General features: G+C 39.5%; 14 protein-coding genes. 8 read left to right on the top strand and 6 right to left on the bottom strand.

Translation table 11 applies throughout. The features are described 5' to 3' along the window. The first annotated feature begins 53 nt into the window (after positions 1–53). Positions 54–2,090, top strand: coding sequence for an alpha/beta hydrolase domain-containing protein (locus LY11_RS18905; protein ID WP_111635205.1), 2,037 nt, complete (start codon positions 54–56; stop codon positions 2,088–2,090). Positions 2,091–2,095: 5 nt separating this feature from the next. Here the strand turns inward: LY11_RS18905 and LY11_RS18900 are convergent, their stop codons facing one another. Together LY11_RS18900 and LY11_RS18895 are read right to left on the bottom strand one after the other, a co-directional pair. Next, positions 2,096–3,019, bottom strand: coding sequence for a helix-turn-helix domain-containing protein (locus tag LY11_RS18900; RefSeq protein WP_111635204.1), 924 nt, complete (start codon positions 3,017–3,019; stop codon positions 2,096–2,098). Positions 3,020–3,090: 71 nt separating this feature from the next. Continuing rightward, a complete protein-coding gene (locus tag LY11_RS18895) occupies positions 3,091–3,945 on the bottom strand; it encodes an SDR family NAD(P)-dependent oxidoreductase (protein WP_111635203.1) in 855 nt (284 codons plus the stop codon). Between the two features lie 153 nt (positions 3,946–4,098). Between LY11_RS18895 and LY11_RS18890 the strand changes: the two genes are divergently transcribed. From LY11_RS18890 to LY11_RS18880, 3 genes are all read left to right on the top strand, one after another. Then, positions 4,099–4,980 (top strand): AraC family transcriptional regulator, encoded by an 882-nt coding sequence (locus tag LY11_RS18890; protein ID WP_111635202.1) that lies wholly within the window; start codon positions 4,099–4,101, stop codon positions 4,978–4,980. A gap of 81 nt (positions 4,981–5,061) precedes the next feature. After that, positions 5,062–6,183, top strand: coding sequence for an FAD-dependent monooxygenase (locus LY11_RS18885; RefSeq protein ID WP_111635201.1), 1,122 nt, complete (start codon positions 5,062–5,064; stop codon positions 6,181–6,183). 121 nt (positions 6,184–6,304) lie between these two features. Beyond that, entirely contained in the window at positions 6,305–6,841 is a 537-nt protein-coding gene (locus tag LY11_RS18880) for a pyridoxamine 5'-phosphate oxidase family protein (protein WP_111635200.1), read from the top strand. A gap of 80 nt (positions 6,842–6,921) precedes the next feature. On the opposite strand, the gene LY11_RS18875 is transcribed toward LY11_RS18880, so the two are convergent. The 3 genes from LY11_RS18875 to LY11_RS18865 all read right to left on the bottom strand — a co-directional run bounded on the left by LY11_RS18875 (position 6,922) and on the right by LY11_RS18865 (position 13,030). Next, positions 6,922–8,424 (bottom strand): RagB/SusD family nutrient uptake outer membrane protein, encoded by a 1,503-nt coding sequence (locus LY11_RS18875; RefSeq protein ID WP_111635242.1) that lies wholly within the window; start codon positions 8,422–8,424, stop codon positions 6,922–6,924. A gap of 35 nt (positions 8,425–8,459) precedes the next feature. Beyond that, positions 8,460–11,600 carry a SusC/RagA family TonB-linked outer membrane protein gene (locus LY11_RS18870; protein ID WP_211321597.1) on the bottom strand — a complete coding sequence of 1,047 codons (3,141 nt, stop codon included), beginning with the start codon at positions 11,598–11,600 and terminating at the stop codon, positions 8,460–8,462. A gap of 308 nt (positions 11,601–11,908) precedes the next feature. Further along, the gene (locus LY11_RS18865; RefSeq protein WP_111635241.1) at positions 11,909–13,030 is read right to left on the bottom strand and encodes a glycoside hydrolase family 76 protein; all 1,122 of its coding nucleotides are present in this window, start codon (positions 13,028–13,030) and stop codon (positions 11,909–11,911) included. Between the two features lie 170 nt (positions 13,031–13,200). Between LY11_RS18865 and LY11_RS18860 the strand changes: the two genes are divergently transcribed. The 3 genes from LY11_RS18860 (at position 13,201) to LY11_RS18850 (ending at position 15,542) form a co-directional block, all read left to right on the top strand. Further along, positions 13,201–13,758 carry a sigma-70 family RNA polymerase sigma factor gene (locus tag LY11_RS18860; RefSeq protein ID WP_111635198.1) on the top strand — a complete coding sequence of 186 codons (558 nt, stop codon included), beginning with the start codon at positions 13,201–13,203 and terminating at the stop codon, positions 13,756–13,758. A gap of 30 nt (positions 13,759–13,788) precedes the next feature. Then, complete coding sequence (locus tag LY11_RS18855; RefSeq protein WP_111635197.1) at positions 13,789–14,181, top strand: acyl-CoA thioesterase; 393 nt, start codon at positions 13,789–13,791, stop codon at positions 14,179–14,181. Positions 14,182–14,261: 80 nt separating this feature from the next. Continuing rightward, on the top strand, positions 14,262–15,542 hold the full coding sequence (locus LY11_RS18850) for a hypothetical protein (protein ID WP_111635196.1): 1,281 nt from the start codon (positions 14,262–14,264) through the stop codon (positions 15,540–15,542). Here LY11_RS18850 and LY11_RS18845 read toward each other — a convergent pair. Beyond that, entirely contained in the window at positions 15,537–16,493 is a 957-nt protein-coding gene (locus tag LY11_RS18845) for a helix-turn-helix domain-containing protein (protein ID WP_111635195.1), read from the bottom strand. The genes LY11_RS18850 and LY11_RS18845 overlap by 6 nt on opposite strands. Positions 16,494–16,589: 96 nt before the next feature. Here LY11_RS18845 and LY11_RS18840 point away from each other — a divergent pair, with 96 nt between their 5' ends. After that, a complete protein-coding gene (locus LY11_RS18840) occupies positions 16,590–17,786 on the top strand; it encodes a macrolide family glycosyltransferase (RefSeq protein WP_111635194.1) in 1,197 nt (398 codons plus the stop codon).

Here is a 17,786-nt window from a genome sequence, read left to right as displayed (position 1 = left end):
TTTAAAACCGGCTGAAATATTAATATTAAAATTTCAGATTTATTGATAAAAAAATGAAAAAAGCTTTCATACTCTTCACAGGAAAAGGTTATATGCTATTGCTCCTGCTCATCCTTTGGTGCTCTTCTTCCTTCGCAAAAATCATCAGGATCGAAGTAACCAGTACAGAACCTTATAAAAATGGAAAAGTATTTGGTCATGCAGGATCTTACCAGCAAATCAAAGGATATGCTTACGGAGAGATTGATCCGGCCAATCCGCTGAATAGTATGATACAGGATATTACGCTGGCTCCAAAAAACTCAAAGGGTTTGGTTGAATATGTCAGTGAGTTTATTATACTTTGCCCGACAGAGAAAATTAAAAGTAATGAGGTGCTTTTTTTAAGTCTTCCGAATCGGGGAAATGTATTTGGAGCAGAGGAAGCACTCTTAAAAAGAGGTTACGTATTTTTATGGTGTGCATGGCAGGGGGATGTTCTTCCTGGTGATGGGCGGCTCACGATGAAGGTCCCTGTAGCCACAGCAAATGGAAAAGAAATATCAGGTTGGCTTCGTACAGAATTCAGCGTAACAAAACCGACAAAAACACTAAATTTAAGTAGTGGAGTTTTTACAGGACTCACACACCACAGCTATGAAACAGTAAGTCTGGACAATAAAAACCTGGTCTTAACCAAAAGAGTACATGAAGAAGATCCTAAAATCAAAATCGCCAATAGTGATTGGGCGTTTTCTGATTGTGACTCCCTCACATTTCCTGGTCACGCCAGTACTACCCGTATCTCCATAAAAAATGGCTTTGATCCAAATTACATCTATGAGCTGGTATATCAAGGCAAAAACCCATTGGTATTGGGGCTTGGATTTGCAGCAATCCGGGATATTACTTCCTTAATGAGAAAGGATGACAAAGAAAAAATCAATCCCTCTTTTACTTCAACTATAGATTCTATAGCAATTAAAGCAACAATTATTCAGGGCGTATCACAATGCAGCAACTTCATCCGGACATTTCTGGATTTAGGATTTAATCAGGATGAAGAAGGGAAAAAAGTATTCGATGGTGTTGACGCACATATCGGCACCCGCCGCATTTCTCTGAATGTACGCTTTGGCCGGCCAGGTGGTGGCGGGATGCAGCATGAAGAGCATCTTTTCCCTGTTAATCTGCCTCCCTTTACCTGGGACGATCGTTTGGATGTTATTTCGGGAACTAAAGGAGGTATCCTTGCCCGATGTGCTCAGACTGGCACATGCCCATTGATTATCCAGACGCTGACTTCTACAGAATACTGGCAATCCCGGGCATCTTTGACCAGTACCGGGTCTGATGGAACAAAAGATTTGCCTATCCCGGAAAACGTGAGGATTTACCTGATTAATGGAACAGAACATTCACCAATGAATATGATTGATCCCTTAACTGGCTTCAATACGAATAATAATCCTGTAAATCCTACACTTCGCGCGTTGCTGGTCGCTTTGGAAAAATGGGTAATAAAGGGCACTCTTCCACCAGAAAGCACCTATCCTACTTTAGCAAACGGTACGCTTGTTGAGGCTGACAAAGCAGATTTTCATTGGCCTGCTATACCTGGAATTCCTTTTAAAGGCCTTGTAAATAACCCGCCTCTGTTAGATTTTGGCCAGAATTTCTCGGCGAGAGGGCTCTCAGGTGAATTACAAGAACCACCAAAAGTTATAAAACACAAAAAGTATAGGGTATTGGTTCCAAAAGTGGACTCAGATGGGAATGAAGAAGGTGGGATACGAAATATCGCAATTAAGGTTCCTTTGGGAACTTATACTGGCTGGAGCCTTCGGAGAAAGGGCTATGGAGAAGGTGACTTAGCTTCTCTCAATGGGATGTATATTCCTTTTAAGCAGACCAGATCAGAGCGTCTTGCAGCACGGGATCCAAGGTTATCGTTGGAAGAACGGTATGCAGATAATGAAGGATATATTGCGGCTGTAAAGAAAGCCAGCGAGGACCTCGTTAAAGCAGGTTTCTTACTGCAGGAAGATGCAACCACGGAGATTGAAAATGCAAAAAGGAATTATCCTGCAAAAAATCAGCCTGTAAAATAATTCAATTAGTTAAACGACTTTCTGAATTCTAAAGGAGATATATTGGTTTTTGCTTTGAATAGCTTATTGAAAGATTGCGGATGTCCAAACCCTAACGCATAGGCGACTTCGCTTACTGATAAATTTGTGGCAGATAACTTTTCCTTAGCCTTTTCTATGATCTTGTGGTGTATAAGATGCTGCGTATTTTGCCCGGTAAGTGACCGTAGCATGTCACTTAAATAACTCGGTGAGATATTCAGTTTTTCCGAAAGGTAGTGCACAGTCGGTATCCCCTGAATTGAAGATTTGTCGCTGCTAAAGTACTCATCTAATAGATCATCCAGTTTTTGCAGCAGGTCATTATTTACCACCTTTCTTGTGATGAATTGCCTTTTGTAAAAGCGATTAGCATAATTGAGCAGCAACTCAATCTGGGAAATGATTACGTCCTGGCTAAAATCATCTATTCTGCTGCTTAACTCTTCTTCGATAATTTTAAAAATGGAAATGATGGTTGCCTTCTCTTTTTCCGACAAGTGCAGTGCTTCATTTGCAGCATAGGAAAAGAAGCCATATTGCTTTATTTTTTTTGCTAAAGGATAGTTCCACAAAAAGTCCGGGTGTATCAATAAAGTATACAGCGAACATATTTCCCCATCATTGCTTCCATGGTTACCGATAACCTGGTTAGGGGCAGCGAATAACAAGCCCCCTTCATCAAAATCATAATAATCCTGACCATATTTTAATTTACCGCCCAAGCCGGGCTTATAGGAAATTTTATAAAAATTCAGGACATGAGATTGCGGAATCTTAGATAAGATAACCCTATTGGTTGCCCCATCTATAAAGCTGATTAATGGATGAGCTGGCGCAGGTAAACCAAAGGCATGGTGCATAGCTGATAAAGATTCCATTTTCAGATGGATGTTCTCTTCCTTTTTCATTGCTTAAAAATAACGTAATTAAAACCGGCAATGCCCTTCATTACCGGTTATTATTTTTTTTTACCGGGCAATTACTTTGAGCTGCCCTGAGCTGCTGAGGAAACAGCATCCCACTCTTCCCAGCTTGCCAGCCTTTCAGCATATGCTGCGCGTGTCCATGGCAAATTATGACTACCTAAATTAATTCGCAAAGGTGGATGCTCTGCATCAACAACTTTAAAGATTGCTTCAGGAGTCGCATTGGGATCTCCCCGCTCCATTTCCCTTAAACCACTAAAAAAATGTGTTTTAAAATCCTCGTAAATATCAAGTCCTGCTGCAAATTTCAAAGATTCAGGACTACCGAATTCTGTCGCATAGGCCCCTGGTTCTATGATCGTTACTTTGATTCCGAAAGCTTTGACCTCTGCAGCTAAACTTTCGTGAATTGCTTCAAATGCCCATTTTGAGGAGCAATAGTAGCCGATAACCGGCAATGTTACATGGCCAAGGTTACTTGATGTTCCGAGGATATGGCCTCCACCTTGCTTGCGTAACAAAGGTAAAGCTGCCTGAATAACTGAAACCGGGCCTAAAACGTTAGTTTCATAAAGCATCCTGATGTCATCCGGGTTAGCTTCTTCTATCGTCCCCACTAAGGAATATCCTGCATTGTTTAACACAATATCTAACCTTCCAAAGTGAGCATAGGCTTGCTCCACCGCAGCTTTAACCTGATCGGCCCTGGTCACATCCAATTCCAAAGTCAGCACATTTGCACCATATTTTTCATTAAGATCAGCAATACTGGCTAATTTTCGTGCTGTTGCAGCTACTTTATCGCCGCGCTTAAGCGCTGCTTCGGTCCAGACTCTTCCAAAACCTCTTGAACTGCCTGTAATAAACCAAACTTTATTCGTACCTGAATTATTATTTTGTTGTGTCATAATCTTAGTTTTTTTTATTGAACACAACAAATGTCAATAAATGACCTTGCCCATATGTATCCCAATTGAGGACATTTGTAGCCGGATTGAGGATGATGAATATCGGGGTTCCTTAAATCCAAAAAGTTATCTTAGCCTTTGAATTGAAAACCGATGCGTAAAAAAAATAAATCTATTCCTGTAAATACAATGGCTGACAATTTCGGCGGGGGTATTTCCATTGAAAAAATGTCTTTCAATGTTTTACGTAACCTGGACAACGAAACTTCAGATACTTTTGAAGAAGCAACACAATCACATCGTGAAGAAAATCATTCCTTCTTCTTGCTTGAAAATGGAACTGTTGACATCGAAATTGATTTTCAGCAATATAAAATTAAGGAATCATCTGTGATCTATGTTCACCCTGATCAGGTACACCGTATCATCGCATTAGAAAATGTAACCGTGAGCAGCTGGGCAATTAATAATGAAAACCTGAACTCAGAATATCTGAAATTGCTGGAAGAGATCACCCCAGTAAAACCATTATTATTAAATAAGGAAACCTTTTCCATTATTTCCGGGGCAGTATCAATTGCTATAAAATTTTCTGAGCGGAAACACGATAAACTTTATCATTCTTTATTAAAAGATAGTTGTAACGGACTAGTCGCACTGGTTATTTCACAATATTTAGAATTAGCTAAACCAACAGACAAATTTTCGCGGTTTGAAACGATTACCAAGGCCTTCAGGGACCTCCTGGAAGGTAATTATACGACTATGAAACGCCCTGCAGCGTATGCCCAAAAACTAAACATATCTACTCCCTACCTGAATGAATGTGTCAAAAACGCTACAGGATATTCCGTTTCAAATCACATACAGCAACGTATAATATTAGAAGCAAAGCGTTTGATTTATCATTCGGATAAATCGGTAAAAGAAATTGCCACAGCATTAGGCTATGATGACTACCCTTATTTTTCAAGGATGTTTGTCAAATCAACCGGAATGACTGCTTTAGCTTTTCGCAACAAAAACCTCGATTAGTCCAATACTTACTTTGTATTGCTATTCTTTATCCTTATTACACGATGTTCCTTTGTATTATCAAATAGAATCTTATAAAGAATGGAAACATTAAAAGGAAAAAGAGTACTCATTTCGGGCGCAAGTTTTGCCGGACTTTCAACTGCTTACTGGATGAACAAACTCGGTTACAAAGTAACTGTCGTTGAAATTGCAAACGAACTCCGGATGGGCGGCACGCCTGTAGACATTCGCGAAAATACCGTGGACATCGTGAAAAGCATGGGGATTTTTGAGCAGATCAAAGCAAACGGGTTAGCCATGGAATTGATGGAATTTAAAAACTCAGACGACATTACTGAGGGTGCTATTTCGCTGAAAAAAGAGCAGGAGGAAATCATCAGTGATGAATGCGAAATCGAGCGCGATATATTATTGAATATTTTATTTGATACCGTTAAAAATGATGTTGAGTTTATTTTCAACAATAGCATTACGGGATTAAACGAAACCAAAGATCATTTACAAGTTACTTTTAAAAATGGCCCGCAGCAAACATTTGAACTGGTATTTGGTTGCGATGGTTTACATTCAGCTGTAAGAAAAATATGGTTTGGTCACGAAGCCGAATACTCACACTTTCTGGAACAATATTTCTCCATCACTATTGTAAACAAACTGCTGATCAAACAAAACACGTCTCAACTGTATAACGAGCCAAATAAGGCAGTTATGCTGAATGCCTACAACAATAAGACTGATATAGTGCTTTGTTTCTTCTCCGCAAAAGAAATCCCTTACGATTACCGTGACCAGGAGCAGCAACGGGAAATCATTTTGGAACAGTTTGCCGGACAGGGCTGGAGAACCCCGGAATTACTGGAAGAAATAAAGAATACAAAAACTTTTTACTTCGATAAACTATGTCAGATCAGAATGCCTTCCTGGACAAAAGGAAGAGTGGCTTTGGTAGGCGATGCAGGTTATTGTGCTTCACCAGCTGCTGGAATGGGCGGATCATTGGCAATCAACGGAGCTGCCGCATTAGCTGACGCGATGCAAAAACACCATGGAAATTTTGAACTGGCATTTCAGGATTACAACACAAATTTACGTCCATTTATCAAAGAAGTTCAAGAAAGCGCAGTAAAATTTGGATTAGAAATGCTTGTTCCAAGAACCGAAGAAGCTATTCGCAACAGAAATTCACAAACATCATTTTAGGATTTATCCCAACAATCAGGATAAATTAATGCCGCAGATAATACTAAAATTATGAACTCATTATTCTAAAATCAAAACAAATAATTCTATTAATTGTACTGTTCCCATAAAATATAAATTTATGGACAGCATTAATCAAAACCAAACTGAGCAGAATCACGAAAATCTGAATAGCGAATCCGCTATTGAGAAGATCAAAGAATTAACCGGAATTGCTAAAACCTGTTTTCTATGTACGGAACCATCCGCTGGAGAATCTAACGGCACGCGCCCAATGAGTGTTCAGGATGTAGATGATCAAGGTACAATCTGGTTCCTGGTTGCAAATGATAGCCATACCTATCAAGACATCAGTGCTAATTCTAAAGTGAAACTATACTTTCAAGGCTCCGCACATTCTGATTTTTTATTTCTTGAAGGAGACGCAATACTTTCGGCAGATCAGGATAGAATTAAAGAATTATGGAACCCTGTGATGAAAACATGGTTTACCGAAGGCGAAAACGATCATCGCATTGCCATTATCAGGGTTTCACCAGAAACAGGTTATTACTGGGATAACAAACATGGAAATGTAATTGCCGGGATTAAAATGGTGATTGGAGCAGCTGTAGGCAAAACATTGGATGATTCCATTGAAGGTGGTCTTAAAGTATAGCCCGAATAAAAATGATAAAGACTTGTATAAACCATTGCACGGATACTATGAGCAGTGGTTTATACAAGTTTTGCAAATACTTAATATCCTTTTGTTGGGATCAGGTTCGTATTATTTCTCAACTCTCTGCTTGGGATTGGAAATAAAAGTTCTCTGTCTGTCAAAACAGGCCCATAGGTGAATTTATGGCCAACATAATTATCGAACCCTTTAGTGCTCAGATTAAAAGCCTTATGTAAGCGGGCCATATCAAACCAGGTAATATTTTCAAAACAAAGCTCATACCACCGTTCACGCCAGATCGCTTCCTGAAACTGGCTCGCAGATAAACCTGACAGCTCTGGCAACCGGGCTCTTTTTCTAATGAGATTAATCGATTCATATGCTTTTGCTCCAGGGCCGCTAACTTCATTCGAAGCCTCAGCATAGATCAGTAACACATCAGCATAACGGATCAGCGACCAGTTAAGATCACTATTTGCCGTTGTTGTCTGTGCCACTACATCAAAAAGCTTATACAAAAAATATCCGCCCAACTCTACCTCCTGATTTCTATTGTCCTGATTGGTAAACTTTGTAAAAAAGAACTGGCCTTCTTTTGCACGCAGATCTGCCGGATCATAAGACTTTACAAAATCTGCCGTCGCATAAATACCACCTGTTTCCGAAGAATAAGCAGAAATATTCTTATTGTAAGGAATAATCAACTCCTGCCAGTTTGCCGGGATGATCTGTGTTTTATATTGGATCATAAAAATGTTCTCCTCCACATTTTTCTTCGCAGGGTTATGCAGATCACCATAATTATCGAATAATTTAAACTGCTTAGCATCAATCACCTCCTCCGCTTTCTTTGCCGCAAGGTTAAAATATTCATTCCCCTTTTGTAAAGGATAACCTGCCATTGTCAGATATACTTTGGCAAGCAATGATTTGACCGCTCCCAAACCCGCCTTTCCAGTAACGTCAACCCAAGGTAATCCAGCAGCCTCTGCAGTGCTTAAATCTGCTATAATTAATTTATAAACCTCTTCAGGAGCTGCTTGTTTCGGTCTTAACTGTTCTGATTTCAAATCAACAGGCTCTGTAATTAATGGGATATTACCAAATAGCTGAACTAAATTAAAATAATACCAGGCACGTAGAAAATGAGCCTCTCCCAACAACCTTTTCATTTCTGTTCCGTCCATGGCAATGCCAGGTATTTTTGCAATCGAAAGATTCGCATTGCCTATCCCTTTATAATAATTCTGCCAGTAATTCAGGCCATAACTATTGTCAGCAGTGTTTTGCAGATCCTTTATAAAATAACTGTCCACCGCTTGTCCTAAATCAGTAGCTGCCTGCCCGGTAGCAAATTCTGTCATGGTCCATGCCCCGCCGCCAAAACCACTCGACATCGGCTCACGCAAGCTTGCGTAAATCGCATTTACTGAACTTCTTGCATGCTCAGGTTTAGTAAAGTAATTCTCCACGGTAAAATTGCCCGGATCAGATTCATCCAGGAACTTTTTGCAACCCGTGAAGCCTAATGTACCAGCTATCAGCGCCAGCAACCCATATTTTTTTAATATCGTTTTCATCTGTTTATATTTTTTAACGGTGCTCAATGATAGTCTTATAATCCAATATTAACCCCTAGCATAAATACCCTTGGCTTCGGATAATCGTACAATGCCAATCCCTGATCGAAAGGAGCGCCAGAGTTAGAAACTTCCGGATCATATCCCTTGTATTTAGTCAACAGGAAAAAATTCTGAACAGACCCATATACCCTCAAACGATTTAGTTTTAAGGCAGAAACAGTCTTTGCCGGAAAAGTATAAGCCAGTAATAGATTACGTCCGCGGATAAAAGATCCATCGGTCACCTTATGGCTGTCATTATTGGTGGTATAATAGGCGTTAATTGGCCGGATCTGTGCGATAGAAGTATTCTGGTTCGTTTCCGTCCACGCATTCAATACCGTTTTATAACTGTTGGCGATACCCTGCCTGTCCTCACCAGAGTGGATACTTCTGTCCAGCACATCATTACCATACATATACTGTAAATCCATCGTTAGTGACCAGTTCTTATACTGAAACGTGTTTAGCAGCGTACCATAACCATCAGGAATTCCCTTTCCAATAATTGTTCTGTCCAGATCATTGATCTTGCCATCATTATTGAGGTCCTTATATTTAATATCACCAGGCAGCATATTATACTTCTTTGCCTCTTCAGCCTCGTTGCTGCCCCATGTTCCAAGGTTTACCCTTCCAAAAAAAGATCCCACAGGCTCTCCCACCCTGATGATCCCGTTACCAGAAAATATATCACCACTCGCTAAAGCAAGCACTTTGTTCTTATTGACAGAAATATTGAAGGTGGTGCTCCAGGAAAAGTTATCGCTTTTAATGTTTGTCGAATTGATACTAAATTCAATCCCCCTGTTCTCCATACTTCCCACATTAGAGAAAATACTGCCATATCCGCTGCTATAAGGTAAAGGTGCATCTAGCAGCATCCCATTTACCCTTCTACGGTAAAGGTCGAGCTCGAAATTCAACCTGTTAGCAAATAAGCCTACTTCCAGGCCGAAATCAAGCTGTTTCGTCTTTTCCCACTGTAAATTAGAGTTCGCCATCCGGTCGGTTCCTATCCCGATATTACGTACCCCATCAAAAATCACGTTATAGTTACCTAAGCCAGCAAGGGCCCGGTAAGCCGGAATTTCAGAATTCCCCGTAGCCCCATAACTGGCGCGTACTTTCAAATTTGAAATGACAGGTATACTCTTCATAAAATCCTCCTCCATTACCTTCCACGCAAGGGCGGCAGAAGGGAAAAAGGCATATTGATTCTCTTTTCCAAACTTTGAAGAACCATCCGCACGACCCGTCAGAGTCAATAAATACTTGTTCATCAAACCATAGTTGATACGGGCAAAGTAAGAATTCAGCCCATAGGCCAATCCGATGGAAGAAGGTGCCTGAGGGCTTGATCCTGCACCCAGATTGTTGTATAAAAAGTACGAATCGCTGAAACCCTGCGTAGTCGCCTGACTTTCAAAACGATCAATATGTTGCCAGGATACCCCTCCCATTGCACTGATTGAATGTATTTTCGAGAATTGCTTAGTATAGGTAAGGTAATTTTCAAACTGCCACGAGTTGTACTTGTTATTATTTACACTGGCATCCCCATTATCAGAAATATATTGCATCCCCTTTGCCGCAAAATAATCTTCTCTCTGGGTAATGATATTTGTTCCAACTGTTGTTTTAAAGTCCAGCCCCGGAGCCAGGTTAATTGTCGCATACATATTCCCCAGAAATGTTTGTGTCCTTAAAAAAGACAACCTGTCCGCAGCTACCCTTAGCGGACTGTCCCCACCTTCCATTCCCGGATAATCCCTGTTACTTGCCCAGGATCCATCCGCATATTTTACAGGAATAATAGGAAGTGCCTCTAACACCTGTCGCATCATCGTGATTCCGCCGCCATCAAGCTGATCGACCTGTTTTTCATTCTGATCGGTATATCCCATTGTACCCCCCACTTTTAACCAGCTCTTAATCTGGCTATCAAACACAAAACGGCCAGCATATCTTTTTTGCCAGGAACCTCTTGCCAGCCCCTCCTGATTGCGATAGTTAATAAAAGCACCAAAACTGCCTTTTTCATTTCCATCGGTAATTCCAAGCTGATGATTTTGAGTGAAGGCCTTTTGAAATGTCTCCTCCTGCCAATCTGTATCATACAAAGGATTTCCCCCTGCGTCGAATAGCTTTGGGTTAGTGCGCTTGGTTTTGGGATCAGTATATTTTGTTCCGGTGGCCCAGCCAATCGGATCATATTTCGCAGCATTTGCATAAGCGAGATCCTCTACAGCTAAAAACTCCTTTGAGTTCAATACTTCCAACTTTCTTGGCAATACACCGATGCTGAAATCTGCATCATAGGTTATACTTCCACCACCAGAAGTTCCGCGTTTTGTGGTTACCATAATTACACCATTAGCTCCGCGTGCCCCATAAATCGCTGTTGAAGACGCGTCTTTTAACACTTCAATTGAAGCGATGTCATTTGGATTCAGATAGTCAATCGGACTGCTGCCATTTCGTAAGTCTACTGCGTTGAGTATAACCCCGTCAATTACATATAAAGGATTGTTTGAAACACTTAAAGAACTCACCCCGCGGATACGGATGTTTGCTCTTCCACCTGGTCTGCCCGAATTTGAAGATACATTAACTCCGGATACCCGTCCTGATAAACTCTGATTTAACGACGAAGCCGGACGTTCCTGCAACGCTTCTGCTTTTACAGTTCCTACGGCCCCGGTTAAATCCGATTTTTTGGCCGTTCCATAGCCAACAACTACGACCTCATCTAAATCCTGAAGTTTTGGTACTAATTTAATCACCATGTTTCCAGCACTCACCTTTGCCTCCTGCGTGGCATAACCCATGTAAGAAACCACTAAAATTGCATCATCAGGCAGGCCTTTTAAGCTAAAATTCCCATTAGGGTCGGTTGTTGCTGTTTTTACAGTATTCTTTACCTTTATACTCACTCCCGGTATCCCGACACCCTGTTCATCCACTACTTTACCCCGAACATCAATCGGAGGCACTGCAGCATAATGATAAACTTCTTTAAGATCTTTTGCATTTAACTGCATGGATGTTACCACACATAATGCGACTGAAAAGCAAATGATTTTTTGGCGTAAAGCCAGGCCCACGGGCTTCAAGATGAAAAACTTGGTCATACTCATAAGTTTAATTTGGTTTGGTTAGGTTAGCAGACATCAGACCTTACATCTATTACTTCCTTATTTCGAGAGTGTTATGAGTCAATTAACTTTAAGAAAAATAGATTTTAAATAAGAATACATGATGCTATTCCCATAAAGTTATAGGAATGCCTATGTTCATTATTACCAGATCTTTGCTATTTATTAAGCCATTTTGTCGGACAGATGAATATGCCAGGGAGGGTTACAAACTTTGAGGTCAAAACAAAGCCCCTGCAAACATGAAGTCTGCAGAGGCTTTGCTTTGATTGCATTTTTAAATTTTATTTTATCAATTTATATAGTCTTGCATAAATTTCCAGCATTCCTGCCTGATCAATTAACTCCTTAACTGGTTTCGTCCCCAACAGGTTACTTCCATCTCTTTCTTCTCTCCATATCCGGTCAGCATCATCTTTAAAAAACCCAATCCATTCCTGATTATGATCTATCTGAAACAATTCGGCATAGCCTCTCAGCATTACTGCATTGAACCAATAGTTACCAGGAAGCTTACCATTCTTAAAGAAATGTTTTTTACCCGCTGCTGCAATCCGATAAGCCTCATTCAAATACTTCTTATCATTTGTTACCTGGTATAAAAGCACATTACTTTGTAGCATAGATCCAGTATTATAAGTATATAATGTCTGATCTACTTTTAAAGAAGGAATTTTGATAGCGTCATAAAAAAGACCATCCGGAGCCTGCAGATGTTTATTAGTCCAGCTATATAGCTTTGAAGCCAGCTCAAGATATTGCTTGTCACCGGTAACTTTGTACAATTGCAAGGCAACCAGGATTCCCGGGCCATTGGAACACGTATTTTTGCTATTTAGCTCCCCTTCTTTCCAATATAAACCTCCTCCGGCAACAGTATCCAGGCCAGCTTTCACCATATGCTGATAAATCATTTTTGCCTTTTCCAGGTAAACAGGTTTTTTATTTCTGTGATAAGCATCCAGATAAGCAATCGCTATCCATTGATTATCATCAAAAAACCTGGAACTCAGTCTTTCTGCAGTTACATAATCCTGATAAGCCGGCGACGGAGGAACTGCTGAATAATATTGATCGATTGCTCCAGCCACCCTTGACATATAATCTTTTTCCGGCTCAAGCACTTCCATTTCATTAGTACCTTGTATTAATCCACACAAAGGCCATAACCAGGAATGTTTATTCGGATTATTGGCTATCAAATTTGTTTCCGTGTACAAACCTGTTGAAGGCTCATAAAAATTGGCATTGATGTTCTTATAAATCAGCTGAGTGGCCTGTTTATAATCAAGGCTCACCCTGTTTGCTTTATTGTCAGAAGAGGCAACTGATTTCTTTTTTTGCGCATGGACAACCTGTACCGTCAGCAAAAAAAACAAGGTGTAAAGTGGAAATGTATGGTTCATACGGTAGCATCTATTATTCAGCATATATAAGTATTTGGTTATTTTCTATATAGAGGTAAAAACCCGGACAGCACACACACACTTTTCAAAAAATTTAGCATTTTGACTGAAATAAAACATTTTAGCTACTAAGTCATTACAAAAAATATTGGTAAGTTTAGAAACCAAATATGACTAAAAGTAGTTTATCAGATCAAGAACTGTGGGCTGAAGTAACAGCTGGCGATTGCAATGCTTTTGTTGTTTTGTATAACCGGCATTGGAGCAAGCTTCACCAGACTGCATACTTTTATCTGAAAGACAAATCCATCGCCGAAGAAATTGTTCATGATATTTACGTAGTTCTTTGGGATAGACGAGAATTCCTGAAAATTAAAAACTTTCGAAGTTATATCCACGTGACGGCACGCTATCATGTATTTAAAAAACTAAAAGCAGCAAAGACATCTCCTATTGACTATGTAGAGGCCTACACCGAGAATAAATCTGAAATAACTGCGTCTGAAATTACCGAGAAATTGCTTCAGGAAGATTTCGAAACAGAGCTAAACTCGTACCTTGAAAAACTGCCCAAAAGATGTGCTGAAATATTCTTTCTTAGCCGGGTCAAACACCTGGTAAATAGAGAGATCGCTGAGCTTCTTGGAATCTCAAAATTTACCGTAGAAAACCAAATTACGCATGCACTAAAATATATACGCACACAAATCAATTTAAAATCGGCATAAAACTCAATTATTTTATCTTTGCAACCAACTATGCAAGACTACATATTTGAAATTCAGCTTAAGGTAAGAGATTACGAATGCGATATACAAGGCATCGTAAACAATGCAGTTTATCAGGGTTATCTGGAACATGCCCGGCACGAATATCTGCAGTCGAAAATGATCTCCTTTAAAGAGCTTACCGCAAAAGCTATCCTGCTGATGGTTTCCAGAATAGAAATGGACTTTAAAAGATCACTCACCTCCGGGGACATTTTCCAGGTAAAACTAAGAATTGAACGACAAGGCGTAAAACTGGTATTCTTTGAAGATATTTTTAGGTTATCAGATCAAGCTTTATGCCTGAAAGCTAAAGTAGAAGTGATTGCAAAAATCAACGATAAACTGACCAGGGGAGAGATTTTTGATACACTGAACCTGTAAATATTAAACTGCATTTTGTAACCTTTGACCCATATTCAGCTACGATATTGTTTGTAGCTTCATGAAATTACAAGAATTTTATGGAGCAACATGATAATGTCTTAGAAAGCCTGATCAGTGATATTGAAAATTCCACAGCCCAGGTTATTGAAAAGAAACCAGTAAACGAGACATTTGAGCTGTGGCGTGATCCTGCTTTAACTGTTAACCTGGCCGGTAATATCGGCGCGTTGTTTGTCAGGGCCATCCTCAATAAATTAAATGTGAATGAACACCATGTTTTCAGATGGAGACTGGATAATAAGTACAGACAATACCAGGTTTTAAATCACTATTTTCCCGGTTCGGTAGCCAGGACCATTGGTATTTCACAACTATTGGCAGAAAACAACGGGCCTGAGAAAATCAGAGAATTATGTGAAAGTGGTTTTTTTATCAAGTGCACTTTAGGACACCGTACAGGACAGGCCAATAGTTTTGACAGAACAGCTGAGCTGGAAGACATTATCAAACTTCACCAGGAAAAGAAAAATCAAAGAAAAGAAAACCAGGAAAAAGAAGGGCAAACAGAACAATGGATACTGCAGGAAAGACTGGATCTTAACGAAGAGTTCAGGATTCATACTTTTGGCAGAGATTTAATATATGGCCTGACATTTATTATGGCCGGCTCAGACTCTTCTAAAAGCACTACTGCAGAAATATTTGTGCAAAAAACCTTAGCTACCTTACCAGATACCCTATTGCAGGGAACTTTGATCGGCTGGGACATTGGAGTAACCAATGCAAATGAGTATTATATCATTGAAGCAAATTTCACAGGTTTTCATCCCGAATATTATGCCGGATTTCAAACCAGCGGATATTTCGGAGATCCGGAATATGGCCCGGCCATGTGTGCATGGCTCAATAACTATTTCAAAAATAAATACCAGATTTCTATTAATGCTGTGAATCAGGAATTAATAGCCAGCGGCCCTTTTTTTGAAGAATTCCTGTATTACCAATCCATATTCAGCGAGGAGCACATTGCAATACTTCAAAATAAGACAAAAGGTAAGCTTGCCTCTGCACTTATATATTCAGGCGAAGGTGCCAGTCCATTTCTCGCTAACCTGGTAGAATATTTTCTACAGGAAGACTTTGCTAAAAATTATTATCTGATCACCAATGAAGAAACAGTATTTAAAACAGTCAAACAGTTCTCAGGAAATAATCAGATTGGTATTATAGCTGAACAGAAACTGTTTATGCCAGAAGAGTACCCTTTAATTCAGCAATTAAGTTATCAGCAGCGGAAAAAGATCTGTTGTGATAAATTGATTGCCATAATTGGAGAGCCGTATTATTTCATTTTATAGCGCAGCATTATGCTGTGCATACTTTTTAGGTTTAAGCCCCAGGTGCCGCTCAAAAATTCTCGTGAAATGACTAAGGTTCGTAAATCCCAGCCGATAACCAGCCTCAGATACGGAGAGCTTTTTTTCTTTGATCAGGTAAGCCGCCTCGTTCATTCTTAAAGTCTGATAATAATTATAAATACTATTGCCAAAAATCTGTCTGAACAAGCGGTTTAGCTTACTCTCACTCATATTCGACAACCTGGTCAGCTCTGTAAGATCTGGAGGTATGCCTAAATCTGAAACCACTTTGTCCCTGACTAAATACATCTTTTTCACATCCGAAACATTCAAAGGGTAGCCAGCTTTGTTTTGGCGTTTTAACAGCTCTAAAAAAAACAAATAGATCATTTCACCAGCTTTGAGTTTCAGGTAAAAGTCACCAAGCGGGCTATTTTCATTCAATGCAATAATCTCTGCCGCAATGGCCTGTATTTCTGGTGAGATAATTTCATCATATAAATAAGGTTGATTTCCTGATATAATATTTTGCAGCAGCAGATGCTCTGTTCCTTTATTGATCAGTTCTTTTAATAAATCGGCATGGACAATGACCATAATCGTATTTATTTTTGTTCCCGCCGGAATAGAAATTTCAATGTCAATATCTGACGAAGATACCTGTACTGCGGGCATTAACCGGCTATCCCCTGTTGGAAATATATTGCGAAAGCTAAAAATGATTTCATTTCTTTTTAATTCTGATCCCTTTCTTCTAAGCACGAGTTCCTCTTTCAGTTGAGATTGATTGACCATCATTTTAATGAGCGGGCCGAGATCAAAAAACTTCATATATCCCTTGCCAAACGTTTCGGGAAAAGTAACTTTTCCATCTTTAAGTTCACCACCTGTTAATTCTGACAAAGCCGTTATTAAACCTATTCCGCTTGTAGTCTTAGATTCAAACTTCATAATACTGTTATGGACTATTTATTGAATGAATATAGATATTTTAACCGATTACAGAAAAGTAATTTTGTCTTAAATATTAAACAAAAGAAACAAGCCATGTCAAAAGTATTATTCTTAAGTATACCTTCTCACGGACACATGAACCCTATATTAGGTTTAGCCGCAGAGCTGGTTCGTCAAGGTGAAGAAGTCACATTTTTCAGCGCAGAAGAATTCAGGACCGCAATTGAAGAAATTGGTGCTGAATTCAAATGTTATCAAGAAGATTTAAATGTATTTCAAAAAAAATCGTCAGGAGGCCTCGTTTCTGCTTTTTTGCAGCCTAAAAAATTCATCTTTGATCTTCTGGAGCAGATCGGGGGCTATAAGTTTGATTATATCGTTTATTCCGCAGCATATCCATATGCCAATGCAATAGCCCAGATCTTGAAAATTCCGGCAGTCTCTTCTTTCGCCGTTTTCGCCACTTTAAAAGAGTTGCTTCCCAAACATAATTTAGCTGAAGCACCATTAAAGAAAGACAAGGGGCCTATGGGGATTACCCCGGAAGTGATGAAAGAATTTAAAGGCGTACGCCAAAGCTTAATCGATAAATATCAGGTAGAAATAGCCGAAGATATGTTCAAACTTTTATTCAACAAAGGAGATCTGAACATCATTTATACTTCGAAATACTTCATTCCTAATCTTGAAAACTATGATGATAGTTATATTTTCATAGGCCCTCCTATCTACAATAAAAAATATGCCGTAGATTTTCCATTTGAAAAGCTGGAAGGAAAAAAGGTGATTTATATCTCCATGGGCACTATGTTCAGCAATTATTCTACAGAACTTAATCACCTGTTCCTTAAAACCTTTGCAGATTTTGATGGCGTAGTTGTCATGGCTGCCTATCAGGTAGATCTTTCCGGATATGAGATCCCCGAAAACTTTATCATCAGGGAATATGTACCGCAGCTGGAGATATTAAAGTATACTTCAGTAGCCATCACGCATTCAGGAATGAACAGCATTGGTGATCTGTTATACAACAAAATACCTTTTGTCGCCATTCCTTTAGGTGCTGACCAGTTTTATCTGGCCAACAGAGCTCAGGAATTAGGCGCAACTATCGTTCTGGACATCCACAACCTCAGTACCGGGCTTTTAAAAGATGCCGTTCAGCAAGTGCAGACTAATCCAGACTATCTTAAAAACATCAATAAGATCAGCGATTCTTTTATCCAGGCTGGTGGTTATGAAAAAGCAGCTGATGAAATTTTCAAGCTAAAAAAAGAAAAAGGGATATAA

Origin of the sequence: Pedobacter cryoconitis, from assembly GCF_003259615.1 — a bacterium.
GTDB classification, from domain to species: domain Bacteria; phylum Bacteroidota; class Bacteroidia; order Sphingobacteriales; family Sphingobacteriaceae; genus Pedobacter; species Pedobacter cryoconitis.
Note: the sequence above shows the minus strand (reverse complement) of the source record. Positions and strands in the feature narration are given on the sequence as shown.